15 protein-coding genes and 1 pseudogene are annotated in these 25,530 nt (G+C 35.6%); 15 read left to right on the top strand and 1 reads right to left on the bottom strand.

Annotated features, from left to right (window positions below; all coding sequences use genetic code 11):
* Position 1: 1 nt before the first annotated feature.
* The 8 genes and pseudogenes from FFWV33_RS15095 to FFWV33_RS15055 all read left to right on the top strand — a co-directional run bounded on the left by FFWV33_RS15095 (position 2) and on the right by FFWV33_RS15055 (position 12,373).
* Complete coding sequence (locus tag FFWV33_RS15095; RefSeq protein ID WP_159086039.1) at positions 2-1,324, top strand: hypothetical protein; 1,323 nt, start codon at positions 2-4, stop codon at positions 1,322-1,324.
* 91 nt (positions 1,325-1,415) lie between these two features.
* Positions 1,416-3,020 (top strand): sulfatase family protein, encoded by a 1,605-nt coding sequence (locus tag FFWV33_RS15090; protein WP_425433136.1) that lies wholly within the window; start codon positions 1,416-1,418, stop codon positions 3,018-3,020.
* Between the two features lie 28 nt (positions 3,021-3,048).
* Positions 3,049-4,871, top strand: a pseudogene (locus FFWV33_RS19555) (arylsulfatase).
* 50 nt (positions 4,872-4,921) lie between these two features.
* Complete coding sequence (locus tag FFWV33_RS15075; protein ID WP_108741674.1) at positions 4,922-6,430, top strand: sulfatase family protein; 1,509 nt, start codon at positions 4,922-4,924, stop codon at positions 6,428-6,430.
* Between the two features lie 19 nt (positions 6,431-6,449).
* Entirely contained in the window at positions 6,450-7,946 is a 1,497-nt protein-coding gene (locus FFWV33_RS15070; protein ID WP_108741673.1) for a sulfatase family protein, read from the top strand.
* Positions 7,947-7,965: 19 nt separating this feature from the next.
* A complete protein-coding gene (locus FFWV33_RS15065; RefSeq protein ID WP_108741672.1) occupies positions 7,966-9,555 on the top strand; it encodes an arylsulfatase in 1,590 nt (529 codons plus the stop codon).
* A 19-nt stretch (positions 9,556-9,574) separates the two neighbouring features.
* Positions 9,575-11,092 carry a sulfatase family protein gene (locus FFWV33_RS15060; protein ID WP_108742573.1) on the top strand — a complete coding sequence of 506 codons (1,518 nt, stop codon included), beginning with the start codon at positions 9,575-9,577 and terminating at the stop codon, positions 11,090-11,092.
* Positions 11,093-11,143: 51 nt separating this feature from the next.
* Positions 11,144-12,373, top strand: a complete 1,230-nt coding sequence (locus tag FFWV33_RS15055) for an SGNH/GDSL hydrolase family protein (RefSeq protein ID WP_108741671.1) — start codon at positions 11,144-11,146, stop codon at positions 12,371-12,373.
* A gap of 91 nt (positions 12,374-12,464) precedes the next feature.
* On the opposite strand, the gene FFWV33_RS15050 is transcribed toward FFWV33_RS15055, so the two are convergent.
* Positions 12,465-13,655 (bottom strand): hypothetical protein, encoded by a 1,191-nt coding sequence (locus FFWV33_RS15050; protein ID WP_108741670.1) that lies wholly within the window; start codon positions 13,653-13,655, stop codon positions 12,465-12,467.
* A 178-nt stretch (positions 13,656-13,833) separates the two neighbouring features.
* Here FFWV33_RS15050 and FFWV33_RS15045 point away from each other — a divergent pair, with 178 nt between their 5' ends.
* The 7 genes from FFWV33_RS15045 (at position 13,834) to FFWV33_RS15015 (ending at position 25,525) form a co-directional block, all read left to right on the top strand.
* Positions 13,834-16,902, top strand: coding sequence for a DUF2264 domain-containing protein (locus FFWV33_RS15045; RefSeq protein WP_108741669.1), 3,069 nt, complete (start codon positions 13,834-13,836; stop codon positions 16,900-16,902).
* A gap of 94 nt (positions 16,903-16,996) precedes the next feature.
* Positions 16,997-18,421, top strand: coding sequence for a sulfatase (locus tag FFWV33_RS15040; protein ID WP_108741668.1), 1,425 nt, complete (start codon positions 16,997-16,999; stop codon positions 18,419-18,421).
* A gap of 234 nt (positions 18,422-18,655) precedes the next feature.
* A complete protein-coding gene (locus FFWV33_RS15035) occupies positions 18,656-19,540 on the top strand; it encodes a family 16 glycosylhydrolase (RefSeq protein ID WP_108741667.1) in 885 nt (294 codons plus the stop codon).
* A gap of 254 nt (positions 19,541-19,794) precedes the next feature.
* Entirely contained in the window at positions 19,795-20,157 is a 363-nt protein-coding gene (locus FFWV33_RS15030) for a c-type cytochrome (protein ID WP_211316269.1), read from the top strand.
* Positions 20,158-20,171: 14 nt separating this feature from the next.
* Positions 20,172-22,526, top strand: a complete 2,355-nt coding sequence (locus tag FFWV33_RS15025) for a TonB-dependent receptor (RefSeq protein ID WP_108741665.1) — start codon at positions 20,172-20,174, stop codon at positions 22,524-22,526.
* Positions 22,527-22,538: 12 nt separating this feature from the next.
* Positions 22,539-23,294 (top strand): ThuA domain-containing protein, encoded by a 756-nt coding sequence (locus FFWV33_RS15020; RefSeq protein WP_108741664.1) that lies wholly within the window; start codon positions 22,539-22,541, stop codon positions 23,292-23,294.
* 14 nt (positions 23,295-23,308) lie between these two features.
* The gene (locus FFWV33_RS15015; protein WP_108741663.1) at positions 23,309-25,525 is read left to right on the top strand and encodes a DUF7133 domain-containing protein; all 2,217 of its coding nucleotides are present in this window, start codon (positions 23,309-23,311) and stop codon (positions 25,523-25,525) included.
* The last annotated feature ends 5 nt before the right edge of the window (positions 25,526-25,530 follow it).

Below are 25,530 nucleotides of genomic sequence, written 5' to 3'. Positions count from 1 at the left end.
ATTGGCACAAATAAAAACAGCCAACCCAAACAAAATTGATGAAATCATCAAATGGGGAAATGATGGGAAGACTACTAAAATTATCTTTCCTGCAGGTGTTTTTGAGTTTCCAAAAGCGTTTGTACTTTCTAATGAAAACCTTATTTTCGAAGGAAATGGAATTGGCAAGACGATATTGAAATTAGGAGGTTTATCTCCTGTTTTAATTGATGCCAAAGGAAATAATTATAAATTTTCAAACCTGACTTTGGATGGAGGAATGAACCAAAAAGGTTTTGGAAACGTAATTTTCAGCTTCAATAAAAGTAAAGGACATCAATTTGAAAATGTTGAATTTACTAATTCGAAATACAACGCTATTAGTGCTGCACAAGGATATGCTACTGACGGATTGATTGCCAAAAAATGTATTTTTTCGAATATCGAATTTATATGTATTCAAATATTCAATCGAAATACCGCTAAGAGAAACGGAAAAGTTATCGTGAGCGTTGACAAAGTACTTATAGATAGCTGTGTTTTTAAAGAAGGGTACGAAACTGCAATCACATCAGATAACGGAAACGATAGAGAAGATAGCGGAAATGGAACAGGCAGAAGATATACTGAAAGTACTAGTTTGAATGGTACACTTATTCAGAATTGTACTTTCGAAAAAAGTAAACAATTTCATATTGGTATGGTGCAAACCGAAAATGTTATTATTCGAAATAACAATTTTGCAGGTATGACAGATGATGCAGGTACAGGATGTCAACCCATACACGTAGAACAGTTTTGTCATAATCTCGAAATTTATGATAATGTTTTCAATATGTCGAATACAGTTTCAAAGGCATACAATTGTATAAATATAACTGGTATAGAGGGACATAAACGAGTGACTCAAGAACGCCCAAGTAGTACTTATGCGAGTTGGACCTACAATATTGATGGTGGGAATAAAAGAAGAGCAAATGTGCAGTGTGCCAAAACAGGAAATATAGAAAAGGATTGCAAACGTGATGTGCATGCTTATGGACCTAGAAATATATTCATAGCAGGAAATACCTTCAATACTTCTACCAAAATTGACAAATATGTCTTCGTAGGTGAAGGCGAGAATATTCAAATTGGAACCAAAAAAGACGGTACTATTTCGCTTAATAAATTTATGGGAATAGTAGAAAACAAGGAGAGATTTACATTTTCAGGAAATGATGAAGGTTGTGGTAACGTGTTGATTCGTGCTGGACAAAATGTTAGCAAGTCTAACGTTGGTATCAAAGAGGTAAGTTTTGATTTGGAACCTATTCGAAAAAAGAAACCAATTGTTATTGAATAATAAAAACAAGAAAGAATTAGCAGTTATTCTATGAGGTTTATTAAAAGATAAAAGCAAATTTTTTAAAGTAATAAAATATAGTGTCATCGTTTTGGGGTTACTTCCATTACTAAGTTTTTCGCAACAGATAAAAAAAACGACAAAGTCAGACAAGCCTAATATTTTGTATATAATGGCAGATGATCATACCACGCAAGCAATTGGAGCCTACGGAAGTCGTTTGGCAAAATTAAATCCAACGCCTACTATCGATCGCTTAGCCAAGGAAGGAATACTTTTTAAAAATGCATTTTGCACCAACGGAATATGTACTCCTTCAAGAGCTTCCATAATGACTGGTCAATACAGTCAAGCCAATGGGGTACTTGATTTAGATGGTAGTCTTCCTGCCGACCGTCAGTACTTACCAATAGAGATGCATAAATTAGGGTATCAGACAGCTATTTTTGGTAAATGGCATTTAAAAGAAAACCCAGATGCTTTTGATTATTTCAAAGTATTTTATGGACAAGGAGAATATTTTAATCCGGTGATGATAGAAAAAGGGGCCACAGATTCGGTGAAAAATTACCGTCCCTACAAAGAAACAGGAACATTTCCAGGTAAAAAATATGAAGGACATTCTTCTGATGTGGTTACCGATGCTACTCTTGATTGGTTGAAAAACAAACGAGATAAGAACAAGCCTTTCTTATTATTACATCATTTTAAGGCACCGCATGATATGTTTGAGTTCGCTCCACGTTATGCTCAATATTTAGAAAATGTAACCATTCCAGAGCCAGCGAGTTTGTGGGATAACAAAAATAATGGATCGGTAGGGACTAAGGGGTATAACAACTCTTTGATGGATACCATTGGCTCGTCGATTGGGAGACGTAATGTAGTGCGAAATATGGGAGTTCATATGAATATAGATCCTAATCTTTCGGATGATGATTATAAACGACAAGCCTATCAGGAATACCTAAAACGCTATTTGCGATGTGTAAAAGGGGTTGATGATAATGTAAAAAGAATTTTTGATTACTTAGAAAAAGAAGGTTTGATGGATAATACTATTATCATATATACTGGAGATCAAGGTTTTATGTTAGGAGAGCACGATTATATGGATAAGCGTTGGATGTATGAGGAGTCCTTACATATGCCTTTTTTGGTCCGTTATCCTAAAATGATTAAAGCCGGAGTAAAAACAGATGCGATAATAAATAATGCTGATTTTGCGCCAACGATTTTAGAATTAGCAGGAGGAAAAACTCCTAACTACATGCAGGGAAATAGTTTTGCGGAAATTTTAAAGGCTGGCAAAGAGCCTAAAGGCTGGCAACAATCATCTTATTATCGTTACTGGATGCATATGGCGCATCTACATAATAATCCAGCACATTTTGGTATTCGAACAAAACAATACAAACTTATATTTTTCTATGGAGCACCTTACAGAGAGGATCTTGTAAACTGGCAAGGGAAAAATAAAAATTTTCTACCTGCTTTCAAAACACCAGTGGCTTGGGAATTTTATGACCTAAAAAAAGATCCTTATGAAATGGATAATAGATATGGTGATCCTAAATGCGCAGCTGTTATAAAGCAGTTAAAGAAAGAATTAGCGCAAAAGCGTAAAGATTTAAATGAGGAAGATGGAGCTTATCCTAACATCCAAAAGATTATCAAGGATCATTGGAACGATTAATTTTAAAAAAATATATAAATAAAATAGTATGATGATGATAAAAATGAAACGATTTACGTCTATTATGGCTCTTGCTTTCCTAACACTAGGAACTGTTGTAAAAGCAGCTGATAAAAGGCCTCCAAATGTAATTTTAATTATTACCGACGATCAAGGATACGGTGATGTTGGAGCCAATGGCAACAGAATTATCAAAACGCCGCAGATGGATAAATTGTCTAATGAAGGGGTGAGTTTAACCAATTATCATGCAGGAACTACTTGTGCTCCTAGTCGATCAGGTTTGATGAGTGGAGCAGAAGGAAATCGTGCGGGTGTATGGCATACCATTGGAGGGTGTAGCATCATGAGAGAGAAGTTTACGATTATGCCACAAGTTTTTAAACAAAATGGCTATGCAACTGGTATGTTTGGAAAATGGCATTTGGGAGATGAATATCCGTATCGCCCAGAAGACCGTGGATTTGACGAAACGGTGGCACTTGGTGGAGGAGGAGTTGGTCAAACACCCGATTACTGGGACAACGATTATTTTGATGATACGTATTGGCATAATGGAATTCCACAAAAATATACAGGATATTGTACAGATGTATTTTTTTCGAATGCTATAGATTTTATCGAAAGCAAAAAAGACGAACCTTTTTTTGTTTACCTGTCTACTAATGCACCTCACGGTCCGCTTAATGTTCCTGAAAAATATTATAATCTTTATAAAAATGACAAGGAGCTAAACGAAATGCAAAAGGCCTATTATGGTATGATTACCAACATAGACGATAACATGGCGATATTAGAAAAAAGCTTGAAAAGTTAGGTATTAAAGACAATACAATTTTGATTTTTACTACAGATAATGGGGCTGCTTTTCAGCTTACAAAAGACGGCAAGAGCAAGTATCCTCATAATGCAGGGATGAGAGGATATAAAGGATCTCAATACGAAGGAGGTCATCGTGTTCCATTCTTTATCCGTTGGAAAGATGGAAAAATAGAAGGCGGTCGTGATATTAATCAATTGGCAATGAACTATGATATTCTTCCCACTTTGGTCAGTTTGTGCGGTATAAATAATCATCCTGATACAGGACGTGACGGACGCGATTTATCGCCATTAATGAGGCAGGAGGTAAAAGATTGGCCAAAACGGTATTGCGTAGTGGACAATAACCGTGTTCAGCAACCTGAAAAATGGAGACAATGTTCGGTAATGGATGAAAGTTGGCGTTTGATTAACGGTAAAGAGTTGTATGATTTAAGCAAAGACCCTGGACAAGAAAAAAATATTGCTAGCAATTATCCTGAAAAAGTCAAAGACATGAGAACAGCTTACGAAAATTGGTGGGCGTATACTTCTACTGATTTTGGACATTATGAAGCCTATAAAGTTGGTGCTCCAAACCGCAAAGAAACGATTATTACCGCTCACGATCTGCATACAGATGCTCCCGTTACTTGGGAACAAAGTTACATTCGAGATCCTTATATTACCAAAGTGCCTTCTCTAGGGACCGGATTTTGGATGATCGATGTGCAGCGTGAAGGGGAGTATGAAATAGCACTGCGAAGGTGGCCAAGCGAATCTGGGCTTGGATTTAATAGTGTAGTTCCTGCCTTGGGAAAAGATTCTCCTTGGTACGAGGCAAAACCTGCAGGAGTAAAGCTTGACATTAAAAAAGCAATATTAGATATAGAAGGGATTCATATGGAGAAAAATGTGGATATGGAGAAAAAGGAAATAACTTTCAAAGCTTATCTCTCAAAAGGGAGACAGCATTTGCAAGCCGCTTTCTCGAACAATGAAAATAACGTTTTTGCTGCTTTTTACGTGTACATTAAAAAAGTAGAATAGTTTAAAAAGGAAAGTTTGTCAATAAATTAAACACAATAATATATATAATTATGAATAAGATTCTCGTTGATTTTCGAATATTCACCTTGGTTGCAATAGCTTGTTTTTCGATCACAAAGATTGCAGCCCAAAAGAAGCCGAATATTGTAGTGATTATGTCTGATGACATAGGAGTGGGAGATATTGGTTATTATCACAAGCAACTAACAGGTAAAGAGCCTATAGTGCCTACACCTAATATTGATAAATTAGTTGATCTTGGAATGCAATTTTCCGATGCGCATTCACCAGCATCCTTATGTGCTCCAACACGTTTTTCAATGATGACAGGGAATCTACCATATAGAAATACGAATAGCCCCTGGGGGGTTTGGGGACCTGACCGAGATGCAGGTATTGAACCTCATTTTACAACCGTAGCGAGGATTGCTAAAAAAGGAGGGTATAGTACTGCTTTCTTTGGAAAATGGGGACTTGGAGGCGATTGGGATAGTCGTCCTGCAGCCATTTCTGGATATCAAAAAAATGATAAAGGAGCGCCATACTATGGTTTTGAATATTCGGTGGCTTTGCCAGAAGGGATTCAGAATGTTCCTTATGCTTATTACGAAAATGGAAATTTCATGAAGATAAAGGAAAATTCAACCTTGACAAAAATTGCATTTTCACAAACTATGCTTACGAAAGAGGTTAAAAAGGAAAAGGGAGGAAGTCCAGGTGATTCAAATTGGGATCCATCTTTGGCGGGTTCTATCTTAACATCTAAAGCGGTCAATTATATAAATCAACAAGCGCGTACAAAGAAACCTTTTTATTTGTATTACTGCAGTCAGGCTGTTCATTCACCGCATGTACCTCCAGTAGAATTGAATGGAAAAAAAATTGCTGGTGCAACATTAGGAACACATGGTGATATGATTGTTGAATTGGATGTTCAAGTAGGCATGTTGTTAGCTGCCTTAAAAGAAAATGGACTTTATGAAAATACATTATTTGTTTTTACCTCTGATAATGGTGGTTTAAATGACGATAAAGCACTAGTGAAGGCAGGTCATAATTCAAGTAATCAATATAGAGGAAAAAAGGCATCCATTTATGAAGGGGGTCATCGCGTTCCATTTATTGCTGTTTGGCCTGGTAAGATTAAACCTAAAACGCAATCGGATGTTCCAATTTATGGTCTTGATATGGTGGCTACAATTGCTACTATTATAGGTGTGCCTTTGGATAAAACAAAAGTACTTGATTCAGCAAACCTATTGCCGATTTTAACAAAAGGAGACAAGAAGCCACTTCACAAATACCTGATACATGGATCGCAAGCACTTGACGGACCCTTTTATGCTTTAAGAGAAGGGGATTGGAAATTAATTATGAAAGGAGAAAGTATGAAGGTGTTAGGAGAACTTACTCCAATAGAATTGTACAATCTTAAAGATAATGTTACAGAAGATGGCGCAAAAAATTTGATTAATAATCCAGAACAAGCCAATCGAATTAAGTCGATGAAAGCCACCTATTTAGAAGTTCGAAAAAATGGTGCGTCTACTTTATATTAATAAATAGCAGTATGACATTATGTATAAAATAATAAGAAATTTAATTGTCCTAGTGATCTTGTCGAGTCAAGTAGTTATGGCTCAAACAAAGAAGCCGAATATTGTAGTGATTATGTCTGATGACATAGGAGTGGGAGATATCGGTTATTATCACAAGCAACTAACGGGTAAAGAGCCTATAGTGCCTACACCTAATATTGATAAATTAGTTGATCTTGGAATGCAATTTTCCGATGCGCATTCACCAGCATCCTTATGTGCTCCAACACGTTTTTCAATGATGACAGGGAATCTACCGTATAGAAATACGAATAGCCCCTGGGGGGTTTGGGGACCTGACCGAGATGCAGGTATTGAACCTCATTTTACAACCGTAGCGCGGATTGCTAAAAAAGGAGGGTATAGTACTGCTTTCTTTGGAAAATGGGGACTTGGAGGCGATTGGGATAGTCGTCCTGCAGCCATTTCTGGATATCAAAAAAATGATAAAGGAGCGCCATACTATGGTTTTGAATATTCGGTGGCTTTGCCAGAAGGCATTCAGAATGTTCCTTATGTCTATTATGAAAACGGAAAGTTCATGAAGATTTCGGCGAACTCAATAATAACTAGAATCCCTTTTGAACAACTAAAATATGCAGATGAAGCTAAAAATGTTAAAGAAGGAAGTATAGCCGATTCGAATTGGGATCCAACTTTAGCGGGTTCCATCTTAACCACTAAAGCTATTGCCTATATTGATAAGCAGGTTTATACTAAGAAACCGTTTTATTTGTATTACTGCAGTCAAGCAGTTCATGTCCCACATAGTCCCCCTGCAGCATTAAATGGGGTAAAAATAGCTGGAGCTACTTTGGGAACCCATGGAGATATGATTGTAGAATTGGATGTACAAGTGGGTATGTTGATTGCTGCATTAAAGAAAACGGGATTGTATAATAACACGCTGTTTGTATTTACATCAGACAATGGTGGTTTAAACGAAAACGAAGTCCTATTGAAGGCGGGGCACAATTCAAGCGGTCAATATAAAGGTAAAAAAGCGTCTATTTATGAAGGTGGGCATCGTATTCCATTTATAGCTGTTTGGCCTGGTAAAATTAAACCCAAAACCCAGTCGGATATTCCGATCTATGCTAGTGATATGGTGGCAACAATTGCTTCTATTACTGGAATCTCTTTGGATAAAGATAAAGTTTTGGATTCAGCAGACCTACTTCCTGTCTTTATAAAAGGAGATAAAAAACCACTGCATAAATATTTAGTTCATGCTTCTCAAGCAAAAGATGGTCCTTTCTATGCTTTACGTGATGGTGATTATAAATTAATCTTAAAAGGAAAAGGCATGAAGGCTTTAGGAGAACTTACTCCAATAGAACTGTACAACCTTAAAGATAATGTACAGGAAAAAGAGTCAGAAAATCTGATCAATAAACCAGAGCAAGCCAATCGAATTAAATCAATGATGAAAACCTATTTAGAAATTCGAAACGACGGAGTGTCTACTTTATTTTAATATTTTAAATACAATAAGCATGAATACTATATATATTAATTCAAAAAGAATTTTGCTAGCAGTAATTCTTTCGATAATAACAATTAACTCTTTTGGTCAAAGCAAGGATAAGAAACCCAATATCGTTCTGATTATGGCTGATGATATCGGTTTTTCAGACATTGGTGCTTATGGTGCAGAAATTCAAACCCCCAATATTGATCGTTTGGCAAATGGAGGTTTACGATTTACTACCTTTTACAATATGGCAAAATGTGCTGCAACTAGATCTTCCTTGTTAACTGGTTTGTATTCTGGTGGAAATGGAGCCGTTCATTTAGCCAGTTTAGCTAAAACAGCAGGTTATTCAACGATTATGAGTGGTAAAGAGCACTTTAATACTTGGATACCCGATTATTGTAAGGCGGAAAATGCTTTTGACCGTTCGTTACATTTTACGTCAACAACAGAGTATTTTGTACCTCCATCTGGTGAATTTTCGCATCCTTTTTACGAAGGAAGTAAAAAGTTAAACCCAAAAGAAATTGAGCATGAAATTTCGCCTTTGTATAAAACCGATTTTATGACGGATTATGCTTTAAAATGGTTGGACGAAACGTGTAGCAAAAAAGACACACCTTTCTTTTTGTATTTACCTTATCACGCAGCACATTACCCTTTGCAGGCACGACCAGAAGATATTAAAAAGTACAGAGGGAAATATAAAAAGGGTTGGGATAAAGTACGAGAAGAGCGCTATGAAAAAATGCAAAAATTAGGCGTTATTTCCAAAGATTATAAATTGAGTCCTCCTGAGAATAATTTAAACAAACATAGAGGTCCGTTTGTTACCGATTATTCTAATTATTCTCCATGGTCTAGTTTGTCAGAGGCTAAAAAGGATTCTCTTGATTTAGAAATGTCTGTATATGCAGCCATGATAGATAGAATGGATCAAAATATAGGCCGTGTCCTGAAAAAATTAGAAAAAGAAGGAAAGTTAGAAAATACCATAGTACTTTTTTTAAGTGATAATGGAGCTTGTCCTTTTTATTCGAATTTGATTAAAGACGTTGAACCAGGTCCTGCAAATTCGTATTGGAGTTTACGTACATCATGGGCAAACGTAGGAAACACACCTTTCAGACAATTTAAACAGTCGGGATATGAAGGCGGCGGACGTACTTCCTTTATCGCCTATTGGCCAAATAAGATTAAGCCAAATACAATCACTGATCAGCCGGGTCATGTTGTAGATATCGCACCAACATTTTTAGATTTAATGAATATCCAGTATCCAGCTACAATAAAAGGATTCAAAACGATTCCGCTACAAGGAAGTTCTTTAGTACCCATTTTTAATGGAAAAGAGCGTAAAGAACCAGACTATTTTATTTCGGGTGTCAAAGATTTTCGAATGTTTAGAGCGGGTGATTTTAAAATTGTTCAGCGCAACGGCGGCAAATGGGAATTATACAACATAAAAAAAGACCCTACAGAATTGGTAAATCTTGCTAATGCAAACCCTGCCAAAGTAACAGAATTGGCCAACAAATATATGGCTGTTTATGGAGGAAAAGAAAAAAGCGGAAAAGGTGGGAAAAATGGAAAAGCTGAAAAAGACGAATAAAATAATAAATATAGATCCTATGTATATAAAATTAAAATTAGTACTACTTCTTGTTGTACTAACGAATCAGGTAATGGTTGGTCAAACTAAAAGACCTAATATATTGTTTGCCATAGCAGATGATATGTCGCACGCTAGTGCTTATGGCTACAAGTTTTTAAAAACGCCCAATTTTGATAAAGTTGCAAAAGAAGGGTTGCTTTTTAACAATATGTTTACCCCAAGCAGTAAATGTTCGCCTTCTAGAGCTGTAATTGTGACTGGTAGAAACCCGTGGCAGATAGAAAATGCCGCAAACCTAACGCCTGTTTGGCCGGATAAATTCAAAAGTTTTATTGAAGTTCTTGGTGAGAATGGCTATGCTACTGGTTTTACAGGAAAAGGCTGGGGGCCAGGTGTATTCGAAAAAGGAAAAGTTAGAGAGTTGACAGGCAAAGAATATAATAAAATACTAAACAAGAATGTTCCTGCTGCGGGTATCAATAAAATAGATTATGCAGAGAATTTTAAAGTTTTTATGGCTAATAAACCAAAAGACACTCCTTTTTTCTTTTGGTATGGTTGCAAAGAGCCACACAGAAGTTACGAGTATAAGTCGGGAGTAAATAAAAACGGAAAAAAATTATCTGATGTAGATTTCCTTCCTACTTTTTGGGGAGATTCTGAAGTTGTGAAAAATGATATTTTGGATTATGCTGTTGAGGTAGAACACTATGATAATCATTTAGGTAAAATATTAGCCCACCTAGAAAGTTTAGGAGAATTGGAGAATACCATCATTATTGTAACTTCCGATAATGGGATGCCGTTTCCTAGATACAAAGGGCATCCTTTTGATTTTGCAACTCGTATTCCTTTCGCTGTAAAATGGCCTAATAAGATTGAAAAACCAGGAAGAGTTGTCAATGATTTTGCAAGCTTTACAGATATTGCACCTACTGTTTTTGAAATTGTAAATATTAAAGAAAAGGGTAGTGGAATGCAAAAAATTGAAGGTAAAAGTTTAGTCGATATCTTTAATAATAATGCTAGCAAATCCAGAGACAATGTCATCACAGGACGTGAAAGAAATGACCCAAGTAGACCCAACGGATGGGGATATCCAGTACGTAGCATTCATAATAAAGACTTTGTTTATTCTTATAATTTTCACCCAGAAAGATGGCCTTCTGGAAATCCTGAAGCAGATTACAGAGATACAGATGAAAGTCCGACGAAAGAATATACCAAAAACCTACCCCATGAAAGTTTGCCATTTATAATGTGCTATGAAAAAAGACCGCAAGAGGAGCTGTATGATTTAAAGAAAGATCCTGAATGTCTAAATAATTTAGCTTCAAATTCTAAATATGATAAAGTAAAAAAAGAGCTTCATAAGGAACTTTTTGAGGAATTGAAAATCCAAAATGACCCTAGAATGTTCGGAAACGGTGATGTCTTTGATAGCTATGAAGGAGAAGCAAGGACCAAAAAATATTTACAATTGGCGAAAGACTTTAAAGCAGGAGTAAAATCTGAAAATTTGGAAAAACAGTAAGTATTCCCATTAAGGCTTTAGAATAAAATCACATACATTAAATAGAACAATATGAAATTTAGAATTAGTATAGTACTTAGCTTGTTAGTTATTAACTTCAGCTCTGTTTCAGCCCAAGTTGCAACAAAATCAAAAACCTATAATTTTGATCCTAAAAAGACAGAAGAACTTAGAGTTAGGGATGGTTTGCCAAATTTGTTTCAAAAGCTAAAAGCAGGTAAAGAAGTGAAAATTGGCTATATCGGAGGAAGTATAACCAACGGCGGTTTGTGGAGAGAAAAGTCGTTAGAATGGTTTAAAAGCGAATTTCCAACAGCTAAAATCAGTCAGATAAACGCAGCAATTGGAGGAACTGGTCCCGAATATGGTGCTTGTAGAATTAATAATCATTTGCTCGTTCATAATCCAGATATGGTTTTTATAGAATACAGGGTAAATAATGGAGGAGCATATCAAGGTAGAGCTTTGGAAGGGTTGATTCCTCAAATATGGAAAAATAATCCGAATACCGAAATTTGTATTGTTTACACCATTTCTGAAGGAATGATTGAAGACATTAAAAAAGGAAATCAAACTAATGCAGGTGTTTTTATGGAGCCTGTAGCCAATCATTATGGCATTACTTCTATAGAATTTGGACTTGAAGTGGTGAAACTATTGAATGAAAATAAATTAGTATTTAAAAAAGGAGATAGTCCTGCCGACGGGAAAATTATATTTACCCATGATGGTACGCACCCTGTAGATGCGGGACATGATATCTATAGAAATGTACTTGTTCGTTCCCTTAAATCTATCGAAAATTTTGGTACACCGGGTCCCAATGTGATTCCTGCTCCTTTAAAAGATAATGCATTTTCTAGTGCTTCAATGGTACCTGTTACTTCTGCTAAATTTAGTGGAGGATGGCAAACTGCAGATGTAGGTGACGAGGTTGATATTAATGCTGATCTAACAGATAAAAATGGCGGCGATAAAACACTTTTTGATAAGGCAATGAAAACAACAACTGTTGGTGATTCGTTTACCTTAAACTGGGATGGTTTTTTATTAGGACTTACGACTATATTAGAATCCAAGGGAGCTATTCAAGTTGAGGTTACGACAGATGGAGGCCCTAGTAAAATAGTTAGTCTCAACTCTAGAAATGGAGGGACACAAACCAAATATGAATTTTTTGACGAAATTAAAGCTGGCTCACATACAACGACTATAAAATTAGTGAAATTAGCGCCAGGTAAAGTTTTTCAAATTGGACAGTTTTTAGTGGTAAATAAGTAGTTTGGATATATTGTTTCCATAGACTTAGATCTATTTTAATAAAAGAGTCGCCCCTAATAATCGGTATGGTTAATTAGGGCGACTTTTATCGTTATTTCCCTTTTTCAGCATCTACATAAAGCAGCTTGATGCCGAGATTGGTTCTGTCTTTTCCTTCGACCAAAAAGACAGCTACAAATGATTCACTTTCTTGCAGGTATTTTTTGACAAAAGAAGCTAAATTATCTTTGTTGGTAAAATATTCCACTACAGCAATATTTCCAATGTCGTGATCGGAAAAGAAAAAGAACTGTTCTCCTTTATTGGCTTGGCCTTTAATTCTGCAGACCAAAGCATAATCTTTGATGCCATCTGTTTCGCGTAAGTCAAAAACGGTATCTATTTTTTTTGAATTATTCTTGTACTTTATTTTAAAATCCTGAATATTAAAATGTTTATTATAATTATTTACATAATCAATAAACATATTTTTGTTCTTCATTGGTCCGATGTACACGGTATTGTTTTCCTTTAAGTCGGCATAATTTAATTTACTCGAAAAACGTACCGCAAAATCAGCTTTCTGCTGGAAGAAAAAATCAGATAGCACCTTCGTTCCTAGTACGCCTGAACTTGTCAAATAAGTATAATCAGAAGGTTTGATTCCTTTAGCAACTTTAGGATTTTCATTTTTTAATTTATAAAAATCTGCCATCGAATTGATGTTATAATCTCTATTCCAACCCACTTGACCCGTGGCGGTTTTTCCTAGCACTCCAAAAACATCGCCCACAACTACAATAGTTTCTTTTTTATTGGTAAAAAACGAATCCCAAATAGGTGTAGAAGGCTGGTATAGAAAATAAAACAAAAGTCCAATCACAAAAAGACCAAGCACACCAACGGCAGATAATGCCATTACAAATCGATTTTTGTAATTATCAACTGCTTTTTTTTCTATGCTGATTTCTTTATTAATGATGAAATCAGTGTAATATTGTCCTTTTCGGATTTCAATTTTTAAAGCATCGTTTTTGCCTTCGTCACTGTAATACGTTTTTAGTTTTTTTCTTAAATTGTAAATACTAACTCTCATCTTTGACGAACTCGCATCTTCGATAAAAGAATTTCCGAAAATTTCGATTCCAACAGTAGTTTCCTTTAACTCTTTTCCTTCAAGGGTAGCATTGGTCAAAAAACGCAACAATCTAGAACTCGTTGGTGACAGCTTAAAAGTATCGCTTTCCAATACTCTTTCCAATTGTGAAATTTTATCTTCTTTTGATATGTTTTCTGTTATCATCTTGTTTTAGTGGATTTTATAGTCTAAAAGGTTTGCTGTGTAACGGTTACAAGTACCGTTAACTTCTGTTAATTCGGATTTTACTATTTATATTTGGTTTCGAAAATTACATAAATAAAAGGGTCTATCCTTATAAAAACTAATTTTCATTTGTACCAAACCAAAAAACTACCATTTTATGCTATTTGAACTAAAAAATTCAATTCGGTTTTTATTGTTTGCACTATTCTTTTTTTCGAATGGAAAGGCGCAACAAAACAACTATTCTATAAATCCAGTATCTGTTCGTAACGAAATGCAACGGGTAGCCGATTGGCAAATAGAACATTTTAGGGATGTTTATAGTGATAAGAACAAACCCCATCATATTGCCGATTGGACAAATGGTGCTTTTTATGTTGGCCTGCTCAAATATGCCGAAATTGCAAAAGACGACCGCTATTGGAATTGGTTGCGAAAAATAGGTGAGGAGCAAAACTGGAAATTACACCAACGCAAATACATGGCCGACGATCACACTATTGGTCAAATGCACCTAGAATTGTTCCGAAAATTTGGAGATTCTGCCATGCTTAAACCAACAAAGGAAGGGATTGATTATGTACTTAACAATCCAAGTTCGCAACCCATAACGCTAGACAATTACAAAAATGTAGAGCGCTGGACTTGGTGTGACGCCTTATTTATGGCTCCTCCTGTTTGGGCAAAATTGGCAAAAATTACTGGAGAACAAAAGTACAATGACTTCATGATGAAGGAATATGAAGCCTCTCGAGCCCATTTATTCGATGAGGAAGAAAGCCTTTTTTACAGAGATAACAGCTATATTGGAAAATTAGATCATGGCAAAAAAATATTTTGGGCCCGTGGTAATGGTTGGGTCTTTGGAGGTCTAACATTATTAATGGACGAATACGAACCTGGATCGAAAGAATATGAATATTTTAAAGCTATTTATTTAAAAATGGCAAAGAAATTAATCGAAATTCAAACGCCAGATGGACATTGGGCAATGTGTTTATTAGGGCAAGATGTTTACCCAACTCCAGAAACGAGTGGAACTTCCTTTTTTACTTTTGGTTTGGCTTGGGGAGTGAACCACGGATTACTCGATAAAGCGATCTATACGCCACATATTGAAAAAGCATGGAATTGTTTGCGCTCGCATATTACAAAAGAGGGCATGTTGGGTTATGTACAGCCTATAGGCGCAGCTCCCGGAAGTGCATGGGCAGACAAAACGGAAGTATATGGTTCAGGAGCTTTTTTGGCAGCTGGATCCGAAGTGTACAAAATGGTAGGCGGACAACCTATTTTTCAGATTCAGAATCCTGATTTTGTAAAAAGTCCAAAAACAGGAATGACCCGTCAACATTGGATCGATGCGGCTAAGTATTTATTGAAAGGAGCCTTTAGTTACGTAAAAAACTACGATGATCCTTTGAAATTTCCAAAAATGGGTACGGTATCATATCCTAAAGATGGCCGTAACAGTCCAGTCGAAAAATTGGAAGGTTTGTGTCGAACATTATTTGTGGCTGCACCATTATTAAAAGAAAATCCAAATTTGGAAATTAACGGTATTAAAATAGCCGAATATTATCGTAAGAACATCGTAAATTTAATTGATGAAAACCATCCTTCTTATATTGCCATGAAAAAAGGAGATTGGCCGGGACAAACACTGGTAGAGTTTGGAGCGCTTTCGGTATCGATGTTTATGATTCCCGAAATTATATGGGACCCCTTAACCAAAGCACAGCAAGATAAATTGGCCAAAACGATGATTAGTTATGGAGATGGATACACCGTGCCTTCTAACTGGAAATTCTTCAATATCTTTATTTTAAGTTATTTTAAGGAAAAAGGATACCAAGTAAATGAAAAATTGCTAGAAGACTACTTGAATAAATCACTAGAACATTATAGAGAAGACGGTTGGTACAATGACAATCCTGCTTTCGATTATTATAGTATGTGGGCGTTTCAAATGTATGGTCCGGTTTGGAGTAAATACTTTGGAGATAAGCATTACCCAGAAATTGCAGAGAAATTCAAAAGGAACTTCCTACCAGTAGAAGCCAATTATCCGTACATGTTTGGCAAAGACGGCAAAATGATCATGTGGGGTCGAAGTATTACCTATAGATTTGCGTCTATTAGTTCGTTTCCGTTAATGAGCTATTATGAAAAAGACTTGCCAAATGCCAATTGGGGTGGCTTACGTGGAACATCGTCTGCTGTGCTTTTGCAATTTTTACAGCATCCTGAATTTAGAAAAGATGAGATTCCAACTCTTGGTTTTTATGGTGGTTTTGAGCCTTCAACACAAAGTTACAGTTGTCGTGGAAGTGTATTTTGGATGGGAAAAGCGTTCTTGAGTTTGTTTTCACCTGCTGATAGTAAATTCTGGAATGAAGAAGAAAATGGTGGTGTTTGGGATAAAGAATTAAAAAATGCGCCCACTACCAATCACTTTTACAAAAATTCGGAAATTTTGGTGACCAATTATCCGTCTATAGGAGCGTCTGAAATTAGAGCTTGGTGTAATGTTCCTCAAAAAGGAATTAAGGAATCTTTTCGATCTAGTGAAAACTACAACAAATTATCGTACAACTCAGAGTTTACATGGCAAGCCGACAATAGCGAAGGAACTGCAGCAATGAACTATGTTTTTAAAACAAAACAAGCAGACCATCCGTTTGAATCTGGACATGTTTATGATTTTAAAAAGTTTGAAAAGGGTGTTTATTATAGAGAATTAATCGCTGAGTATGTGGATAATGCTAGTATTCAATTGGCAGATATTCCGATTGAAAACGGTATTTTGAGAGTGGATAAAATGGAAGGGAATACAGCCTTTGATTTTACGCTGGGACATTATGCTTTGCCGCATATCAATGGTTTTATTTCGAAAACTATTCGAAAAATAAATAAAGAAGAAGTACAAATTATAGACAATGGCAATTATCAATTGGCACTAGTTCCCATACAAGGATGGAAAGGTATTCAAACGATAACGTCTACAGGTATTCATCCAGAAACAAAGGAGAGCACTGTGATTAATGTATCAGGAAGTTATGATCCAGCCGATAAAAATAAGGTTTATGTAACGGCTATGCTTTGGAAAAAATCAGGAATTCCTTTTACAAATGCAGAATTGACCGTTGTCAAAAAAGTAAAAGTTAGCAAAGAAAAGGTGACTGTTACAAATGCAGATAATACAAAAACCGAAATAGCTTATTAGATTTTATTACAATTGTAACACTGCTTTTGAGTATCTATGATTGTGAAATAAATCCTATGTTTGGTTAAATATTTTTCGAAATAAAAAAATAAAAATGAAGAATTTAAAATTGGTTACGCTACTTTTTGGAATGGTATTTTGTGTTACAATTCAAGCACAAGAACGTCAAAAAAACATTCTATTAATTTGTATGGATGATTTGCGTCCAGAGCTGAATTCTTTTGGGGTTTCCTATATCAAAAGTCCGAATATAGACAAGCTAGCCAGTGAAGGACGTGTATTTTTAAACCATTATGTAAATTCGGCAAGTTGCGGTCCTTCCCGTTACACCATGTTAACAGGGAGGTACGGAGACCCAGGAAACGATGCTATTTTTGAAAGAGCTGAAAAACTAAAAGTGAACCCAAATGCCGTACCGCCAAGTATGCCAGAATGGTTTAGAAACAAAGGATATACAACAGTTTCGGTAGGTAAAGTATCGCATCATCCGGGCGGTTTAGGAGGTAAAGATTGGAATGATGTAAATGTAATCGAAATGCCAAATGCTTGGAATGAGCAGTTGATGCCGGTGGCAGAATGGGAACATCCACGTGGTGCTATGCACGGTTTGGCAAATGGAGAAATAAGATCGACTGAAAAAACGAAGATGGATGTTTTTCAGTCATTTGATGGTCCAGATACTAGTTATCCTGATGGTCATATAGCCAATGAAGCGATTAAGCAACTCGGAAAATTAGCTAGTCAAGACAAGCCGTTTTTCTTGGCAGTTGGACTTATTAGACCCCATTTGCCGTTTGGCGCTCCAAAGAAATATTTAGATTTGTATAAAAATGTCAAACTCCCACCTATACAAAGTCCAGAAAAACCGACTTCTGTTTCGACTTGGCACAATTCAGGTGAGTTTTTTCAATACAATCTTTGGGGTAAAAATCCAAATACAGATAAGGAATTTGCTGATGAGGTACGCAAGCATTACGCCGCCTGTGTTAGTTATGCCGACGAACAAGTAGGTTTTATTTTAGCGAAATTGAAAGAAACAGGAGCGGATAAAAATACCATCATTGTATTGTGGGGAGATCACGGTTGGAATCTTGGTGAACATGCCATTTGGGGCAAACACAATTTATTTGAAGAAGGCGTTCGTTCACCTTTAATTATTTCCTACCCAGAATTAAAAGCAAAAGGAAAACAATCTAATGGAATTGTTGAAACAGTCGATATTTTTCCAACATTATATGATTTAAGTGGTATCGAAAAACCAAGTTTTGCAAATGGCGAATCATTACTGCCATTACTTAAAGATGCAAAAAGTAATGGTCATGTTGCCTTTAGTTACAATGGAAAAGCGAATAGTATTAGAACAATGCAATACCGATTTACACTTCATAAAAATGGTGCAACAGAATTGTATGACGAAAAATCTACTGCTAAAGAAGCTAAAAATATTGCCCAAGAAAATCCTGTAATAGTAGAAGAATTGAAATTGTTATTGAAAAATAAACTAGACAAATTAAACTAGATTAGTAGTTTAGATTTCCATTATAGATAGGAGTAATAAATGATCAGACATTAAATATAGGTTTCTTGAGTGCAGCAAAAGTAGGGGGGTAATTGTTCTTTTTTAGCAAATAAGAGCATTTTGGTGTATTTTTGGGAGACAAATGGTTTTTTAGTTTCTTATTTTAAAAATAGATAATACCTTAGTTTTATTATAGCTAATAAATCTATTTTAAAATTACAACCAAAGAAAACTATGAAATCAAATTACAGCAAAACTAGACTAGTTTTTTGTCTAGTATCTTCACTTTTTGTAACGGGACTTTCTGCTCAAAAAGGCCCTTTTTTCGAAAAAGGAAATGATCCAAAACCTGCAACTCAAAAATGGTCATTGATAAAAGAAATGTCCGATGAGTTTGATGGTAAAAAAGTGGATGAGTCCAAATGGCAAATATCAGGTATAGGATGGATTGGTCGTGCTCCAGGATTATTTTTGGCTGAAAATATTAGTGTTTCTGATGGAAGTCTAAAAATAATTTCTAAAATGTTACCCGAAAAAGTGGTGAAACAAGGGAAGGAATTTACACATAGTGGAGGTTATGTGGGGTCGAAAGAAGGAAAAACTTATGGGTATTATGAGTGTGAAGTAAAAGCAAATAAAACCTTTATGTCTACAACTTTTTGGTTGATTAATGAAGGAAAAAACACATCAGGTTGCGATAAGAGAACTACCGAATTAGATATTTTAGAAACTGTAGGCCAAATTACTAGTCCAAAGGAATGGATGAAAAATTTTGATCAACAAATGAATTCGAATACACACAGTAGAAATATTCCTGAAGGATGCGATTATAAAAAAGCTTCCAATGGTGCTAAAGCAGCAGTAAGTGGAAAAGTATATGATGATTTCCATGTGTACGGAGTTTGGTGGAAAAGTGCTGATGAGGTGCAATTCTTTTTAGATGGTAAACATACTTCAACTGTAAAACCACCAGCAAATTTTGATATTAAAATGTATTTACGATTGGTTGTGGAGACGTATGATTGGAATCCAGTTCCTGCTGATGGAGGATTGAATGGCTCTTTGAAGGATAGAACGACTACTTATAACTGGGTACGCTCTTGGCAATTGGTAAATTAAAAATATTGTCCCATAGAAACCATCTTGCTATAGGAATTATTAAAACAGAATATGGCACTTACTATCTTAAAAAAAATTCAAAAAAGCGGAATCATTTAATTCTTGTAATTGCAAGTAATTAGAATTTTTGTAATTCATGATTCCTCTTTTTTACTATTGACTGTATCTAGACTTTGTACTTAGTTGTAATTTACAGCACAGTACAGTATGGTAGAGTAAAAATAACCTATAATAACTAGTAACATTTAACCCTTATGAAAACTATTTACAAATTTTTATTGTCAGTAACCATGGCAATTGCATTCTTACTTATTTCATCAACTACTGTTAGCGCACAAGTTAAAAAAGCGACATCAGCTGAAATTGCAGAGGGTAAAGCGCTTATTACTAAATCAGATTGTCTGGCTTGTCATAAGGTAGATGCTAAGTTGGTAGGCCCTAGTTATATGGACGTCGCTAAGAAATATATAGCATCGGAGGCTAATTATACTTTATTAAGCCAAAAAGTAGTAAAAGGTGGTTCAGGCGTTTGGGGACCTATTCCTATGTCTGCGCATTCAAGCTTGAAACCAGAAGAAGCCAAAAAAATGATCAAGTATATTTTATCAATTAAATAAAATATAACCATAAAATGAAAAAAGTCCTATTACTATGTTTAATGCTAACGTGCAGTTTTGCAGTTTTAGCAAATCAGTCTTTTCAATTTAAAGGTAAAGTAGTTAATAATGTAAATCAAGGAATTTCTAATGCCACAATAGAGATTTTAAATACCAATCACTATACAACTTCTAGTAATGATGGAAGTTTTAGTATCGAAAATGTAGCTTATGGTGATTATGTTATAAAAATAAAAGGTGTCGGGTATGCTACTTTCAGTCAGAAAGTAAGCATCTCAGCTAAAAATGAAAACAGTTTAGTTTTTAAACTTTCTAAATCTGAAAATGAATTGGACGAGGTAATCGTAAGTGCTCAAAAACGTGAAGAAAACCAACAAAATCTGCCAGTAAGTATTTCGACTTTAACAGAGAAACAAATCAAAGAATACAAAATTTGGGATATAAAAGATATTACAGCTATTGTACCTAATTTTAATGCTGCCAATCCTGGTGATAATCGCAATGTCACTTCTATTAGAGGAATTACCACAACATCTTATGATCCCGCTGTGGCTACCTATATTGATGGCGTGAACCAGTTTGGTTTGGATACTTACATCTCACAATTGCAGGATATTGAACGTATCGAAGTTTTGCGAGGTCCTCAAGGAACTTTGTATGGACGAAATGCAATGGGTGGTGTGGTCAACATTATTACCAAGCAGCCAACTAATGAGACAACGGGTTTTGCTGAATTAGGTATAGGTAATTTTAACCAACAACGCATTAGTGCAGGTGTTCGTTTACCTATTGTAAAAGATAAATTGTTTTTTGGAGCAAGTGGTTTGTATACCAAAAGAGACGGTTATTTTACTAATACCTTCAATAACTCTAATTTTGATAAGCAAAATAGTGTCATGGGGAACTATTATTTGAAGTTCCTACCAAACTCCAAATTGTCTATTACTTTAAACGCGAAGCATATTTTAAATAATAATAATGGTGCTTTTCCTTTGGCGTCAAGTATTGACGAGGCGTTATCAAATCCTTATAACTTAAACCAAAATAGTATTGCAAAAATGGTCGATAAGACTTTTAATACTAGTTTGTCATTAAAGTACAATGCCAACGCATTTGATTTTGTTTCACAAACAGCTTACCAAAGCAATTACCGATATTACAAAACGCCTATTGATGGTGATTTTTCTCCATTGGATGGCTATGCAATAGTAAATAATTACGGTAGAGATTGGAATAATGTCAATGTCATTAGTCAAGAATTGCGTTTTAGTTCGAAAGCAAATTCAACATCGAAATTAAAATGGATTGCAGGAACTTATTTGTTTCATCAAGACAATCCAGTAAAACAAGGAACACACATTGGCGCAGATGGAAATTTGTTGGGTGCACCTGAAAGTAATGTAACCTACATCAATACCAATCAAGGAAAAGGAAATGGTTTGGCACTATTTGGACAAGGAACCTATGCACTAAACGAAAAACTGGATCTTTCTGTAGGATTGCGTTATGATCTTGAAGAAAGAAAGCAAACTGCTCAAGGCGAGCGTCAGCCTGATGGTGATGCCGTGGGAACTATTTTTCCAGAAACTTCTGCTTCAGCTAGTTTTGATGCTTTTAGTCCAAAAGCAGGATTACAGTATAAAATCAATTCAAATTCAAACTTATTCGCGACTTATAATAGAGGTTTTAGAACTGGAGGGATAAGCCAATTGTCTGGTGATCCTAGAGAAGCTTTGCAAACCTATGAGCCAGAATTTAGTAACAATTTTGAAATCGGTAGTAAAAACACCTTTTTAGCCAATCGTTTGCGTCTTAATCTAGCTGCTTTTTACACTACAGTAAACAATGCACAAGTACCAACCTTAATGTTGCCAGATGCCATTACCGTTACCAAAAACGTAGGGGAGTTGACTAGTAAAGGTATCGAGTTGCAAACAGAAATTATTCCGATCAAAAATTTAGAATTGAATTATAATCTTGGATTTACAGACGCAAAATATAAAGACTTGACTTTGTCAGACAATGGAAATACAGAAACTTTCAACTCTAGAAAACAATTGTTTACACCTGCTGTTACATCTATGTTGGCAGCACAATATAAACAGTCAATAACAGAGAGTGTCAAATCATTTGCAAGGGTAGAATGGAAGTATTTGGGTAAACAATATTTTGATTTAGCCAATCAACTATCTCAAAACTCCTATCATTTGTTTAATGCTAGGGCTGGAATATCTTTCAAAAAACTAGAAATTTCTATCTGGGCTGAGAATCTAACCAATAAAAAATACGTAGATTACGCTTACAATTTTGGCGCAGCACACTTAGCGACAGCACGCACCTACGGATTACTTTTAAGAACTAATTTTTAAATAGCTCGAACCATGAAACAAACCAAAAAGAACCATTTTACTGTATTAACTGCTTTATTGGCGCTTGTATTTGTCTTTTCGACAGGAACTAGTTTTGCTAAGAAATCAAATAAAGTTTTGATTTTCAGTAAAACAGCAAAGTTTCACCATCAATCGATTCCGGCTGGCATAAAAGCGATTATGAAACTGGGAGAAGAAAACGGGTTTAAAACTGATACTACCACAAACAGCAAGAATTTCAATAAAGAAAATTTAAAGCAATATGCGGCGGTTATCTTCTTAAGTCCAACAGGTGACGTTTTGAACGAAGAGCAACAACAAGCCTTCGAACAGTATATTAAATCTGGTGGTGGTTTTATGGGGGTTCATGCAGCAACAGATTGTGAATACGACTGGGCTTGGTATGGCAATTTAGTTGGAGCCTATTTTTCTAGCCATCCCAAACAACAAGAAGCTGTTTTGAAAGTAAGTGATCGCAAACATATTTCGACCAAACACCTTCCAGCCGACTGGAAGAGAAAAGACGAATGGTACAATTTTAAATGGATGGCACCAGATTTAAAAGTGCTTGTTTCTATTGACGAGACTTCTTATGATGCTGGAAAAGGCAAAATGGGAGCTAATCACCCAATGGCATGGTACCACAATTTTGATGGTGGAAGGGCATTTTATACAGAGCTGGGGCATACGGATGAATCCTATAAAGAACCGTTATTTCTGCAGCATTTATTAGGCGGAATTAAATATGCAATGGGTAAAAGCAAATAAAAATTATACAAGTCATGAAAAAAAGAATTAATTATATATTAGGTTTTGTTGTATTGCTAACGTTGATAGTTACTTGTAAAACCTATAAAGACAGTTTTCAACGCGATGCAACGGGGAAAATAATCCTGAATACGAATCCAAATCCATTGCCAGTTTCAGCAGAAGAAAGCATGAAATTGATGGCTTTGCAAAAAGGATATCATCTTGAACTAGTTGCTGATGAACCTATGGTAAGTGAGCCTGTAGCCATTGTGTGGGACGGAAACGGTAGAATGTATGTAGCCGAAATGAATACCTATATGCAAGATATTGACGGTACTGGTCAAAAAATGAATACTTGCAAAATTAAACTGTTGGAAGATACAAATGCTGATGGTAAAATGGACAAAGCAACGGTTTATTTAGATAGTTTGGTTTTGCCTCGAATGATGTTATGCTTAGACGATCGCTTGCTAGTAAACGAAACCTGGACCAACAACATATACAGCTACAGAGATACAAACAACGACGGTCATGCTGACGAAAAAGTAATAGTTTATGAAAATAATGATGGAGACCAGAAAAACCTAGAACATCAAAAAAGTGGTTTGATGTGGAATCTTGACAACCGCATTTATGTTACCGTAAACAAAATACGTTACTCATTCGAAAACGGAAAATTAATTCCAGAAGAATTACATGGAAATCCTCAAGGACAATGGGGATTAGGTTTTGATGACTACGGACGTTTGTTTCAATCATCAGCTGGAAGTGAAAATCCTGCTTTTGGATTCCAACAGAGCAATTTTTACGGAAATTTAGAATTCAAAGACCAGTTAGTTGGAGATTTTGTCGAGCCATGGCCTATTATTGTTACGCCAGATGTACAAGGTGGACTAAAGAGACTTAGACCTAACGGAACATTAAATCACTTTACAGCTTCCACAGGACAAACAATTTTTAGAGGTGATGCGCTACCTGCTGATTTAAAAAATAATTATTTTGTTTGTGAACCCGTAGGACGTATCATCAGAAGAGCAGTGGTGCACAACAATGATGGTAAAATAACACTTGAAAACGCCTATAATCAGCAAGAGTTTATCGCTTCTGCAGATATGAATTTTAGACCAGTAAACATGGCGACAGGGCCTGACGGTTGTTTGTATATTGTGGATATGTACCACGGAATTATTCAAGAAAGCAACTGGACAAGGGAAGGAAGTTTTTTAAGACCAGAAATTTTGAAAAAAGGATTGGAGAAAAACGTAGGTCGTGGTCGTATTTATAGAGTGGTTTATGATAAAATTAAACCGTCAAAAGTTAAACCTGATTTGCTAGATGCTAGTAGTGCCAAATTGGTAGGGTACTTGAACCACCCAAATGGTTGGTGGAGAGAAAACGCTCAAAAATTACTGGTTTTGCGTAATGATAAAAGTGTAGTGCCTCAATTGGAAACGATGGTTAAAACCGCGCCAAATCACTTAGCCAAAATGCATGCTTTATGGACTTTAAGTGGTATGCATTCTTTATCGAAAGAATTATTGGCTGCTACTTTTAAAGACACCGATGCTAATGTTCGAAAAACGGCTGTTTGGGCAAGTGAAAATTTCATGAATGCCAAAACGAATAATTTTATTGTCGAAAACTTAGAAGCACTCAAAAATGACCCAAGCGCAGATGTAAGGTTTCAACTGGCCTTGTCGCTACGTTTTAATGAGAGTCCAAAGGCAAAAGCCATTATTAATTTCATGATGGAAAAATATCCAAATAATGAAGTCTTGATTGCTTCTGTAAAAGCGTTTGAAAATGCAAAAATAGCAGATAAAAAGCGCTTGGAAGAAGAAAAGTTAATGAACGCTGCAGAACAAAAAGTAATTAGTGAAGGATCTAATATTTATAAAACTCTTTGTGCAGCTTGTCACGGAATGGATGGTAAAGGAATTGCTTTGGGCGAAAAAGAATTTTTAGCGCCTCTATTAGCAAAAAACAAAACCATTAATGAAAAGAATCCTCAAAAAGCAATCAAAATTTTACTTCATGGTTTGACTGGACCTATTGACGGTACAAGTTATACTGCCAATCTAATGCCTTCTCTTCTTGAAAACGACGATGCTTATATCGCAGCAGTTTTGAGCTACGTAAGAAGTGATTTTGGAAATAAAGCAAAAATGGTGACGCCAGAGGAAGTGGCTAAAATTAGAAAAAATACTGCTAACAGAACGCTACCTTATACAGCGGGAGAGTTAAATTAATAGCT

The organism is Flavobacterium faecale (assembly GCF_003076455.1).
Lineage (GTDB): Bacteria > Bacteroidota > Bacteroidia > Flavobacteriales > Flavobacteriaceae > Flavobacterium > Flavobacterium faecale.
This window is presented reverse-complemented; position numbering and strand designations above follow the sequence as displayed.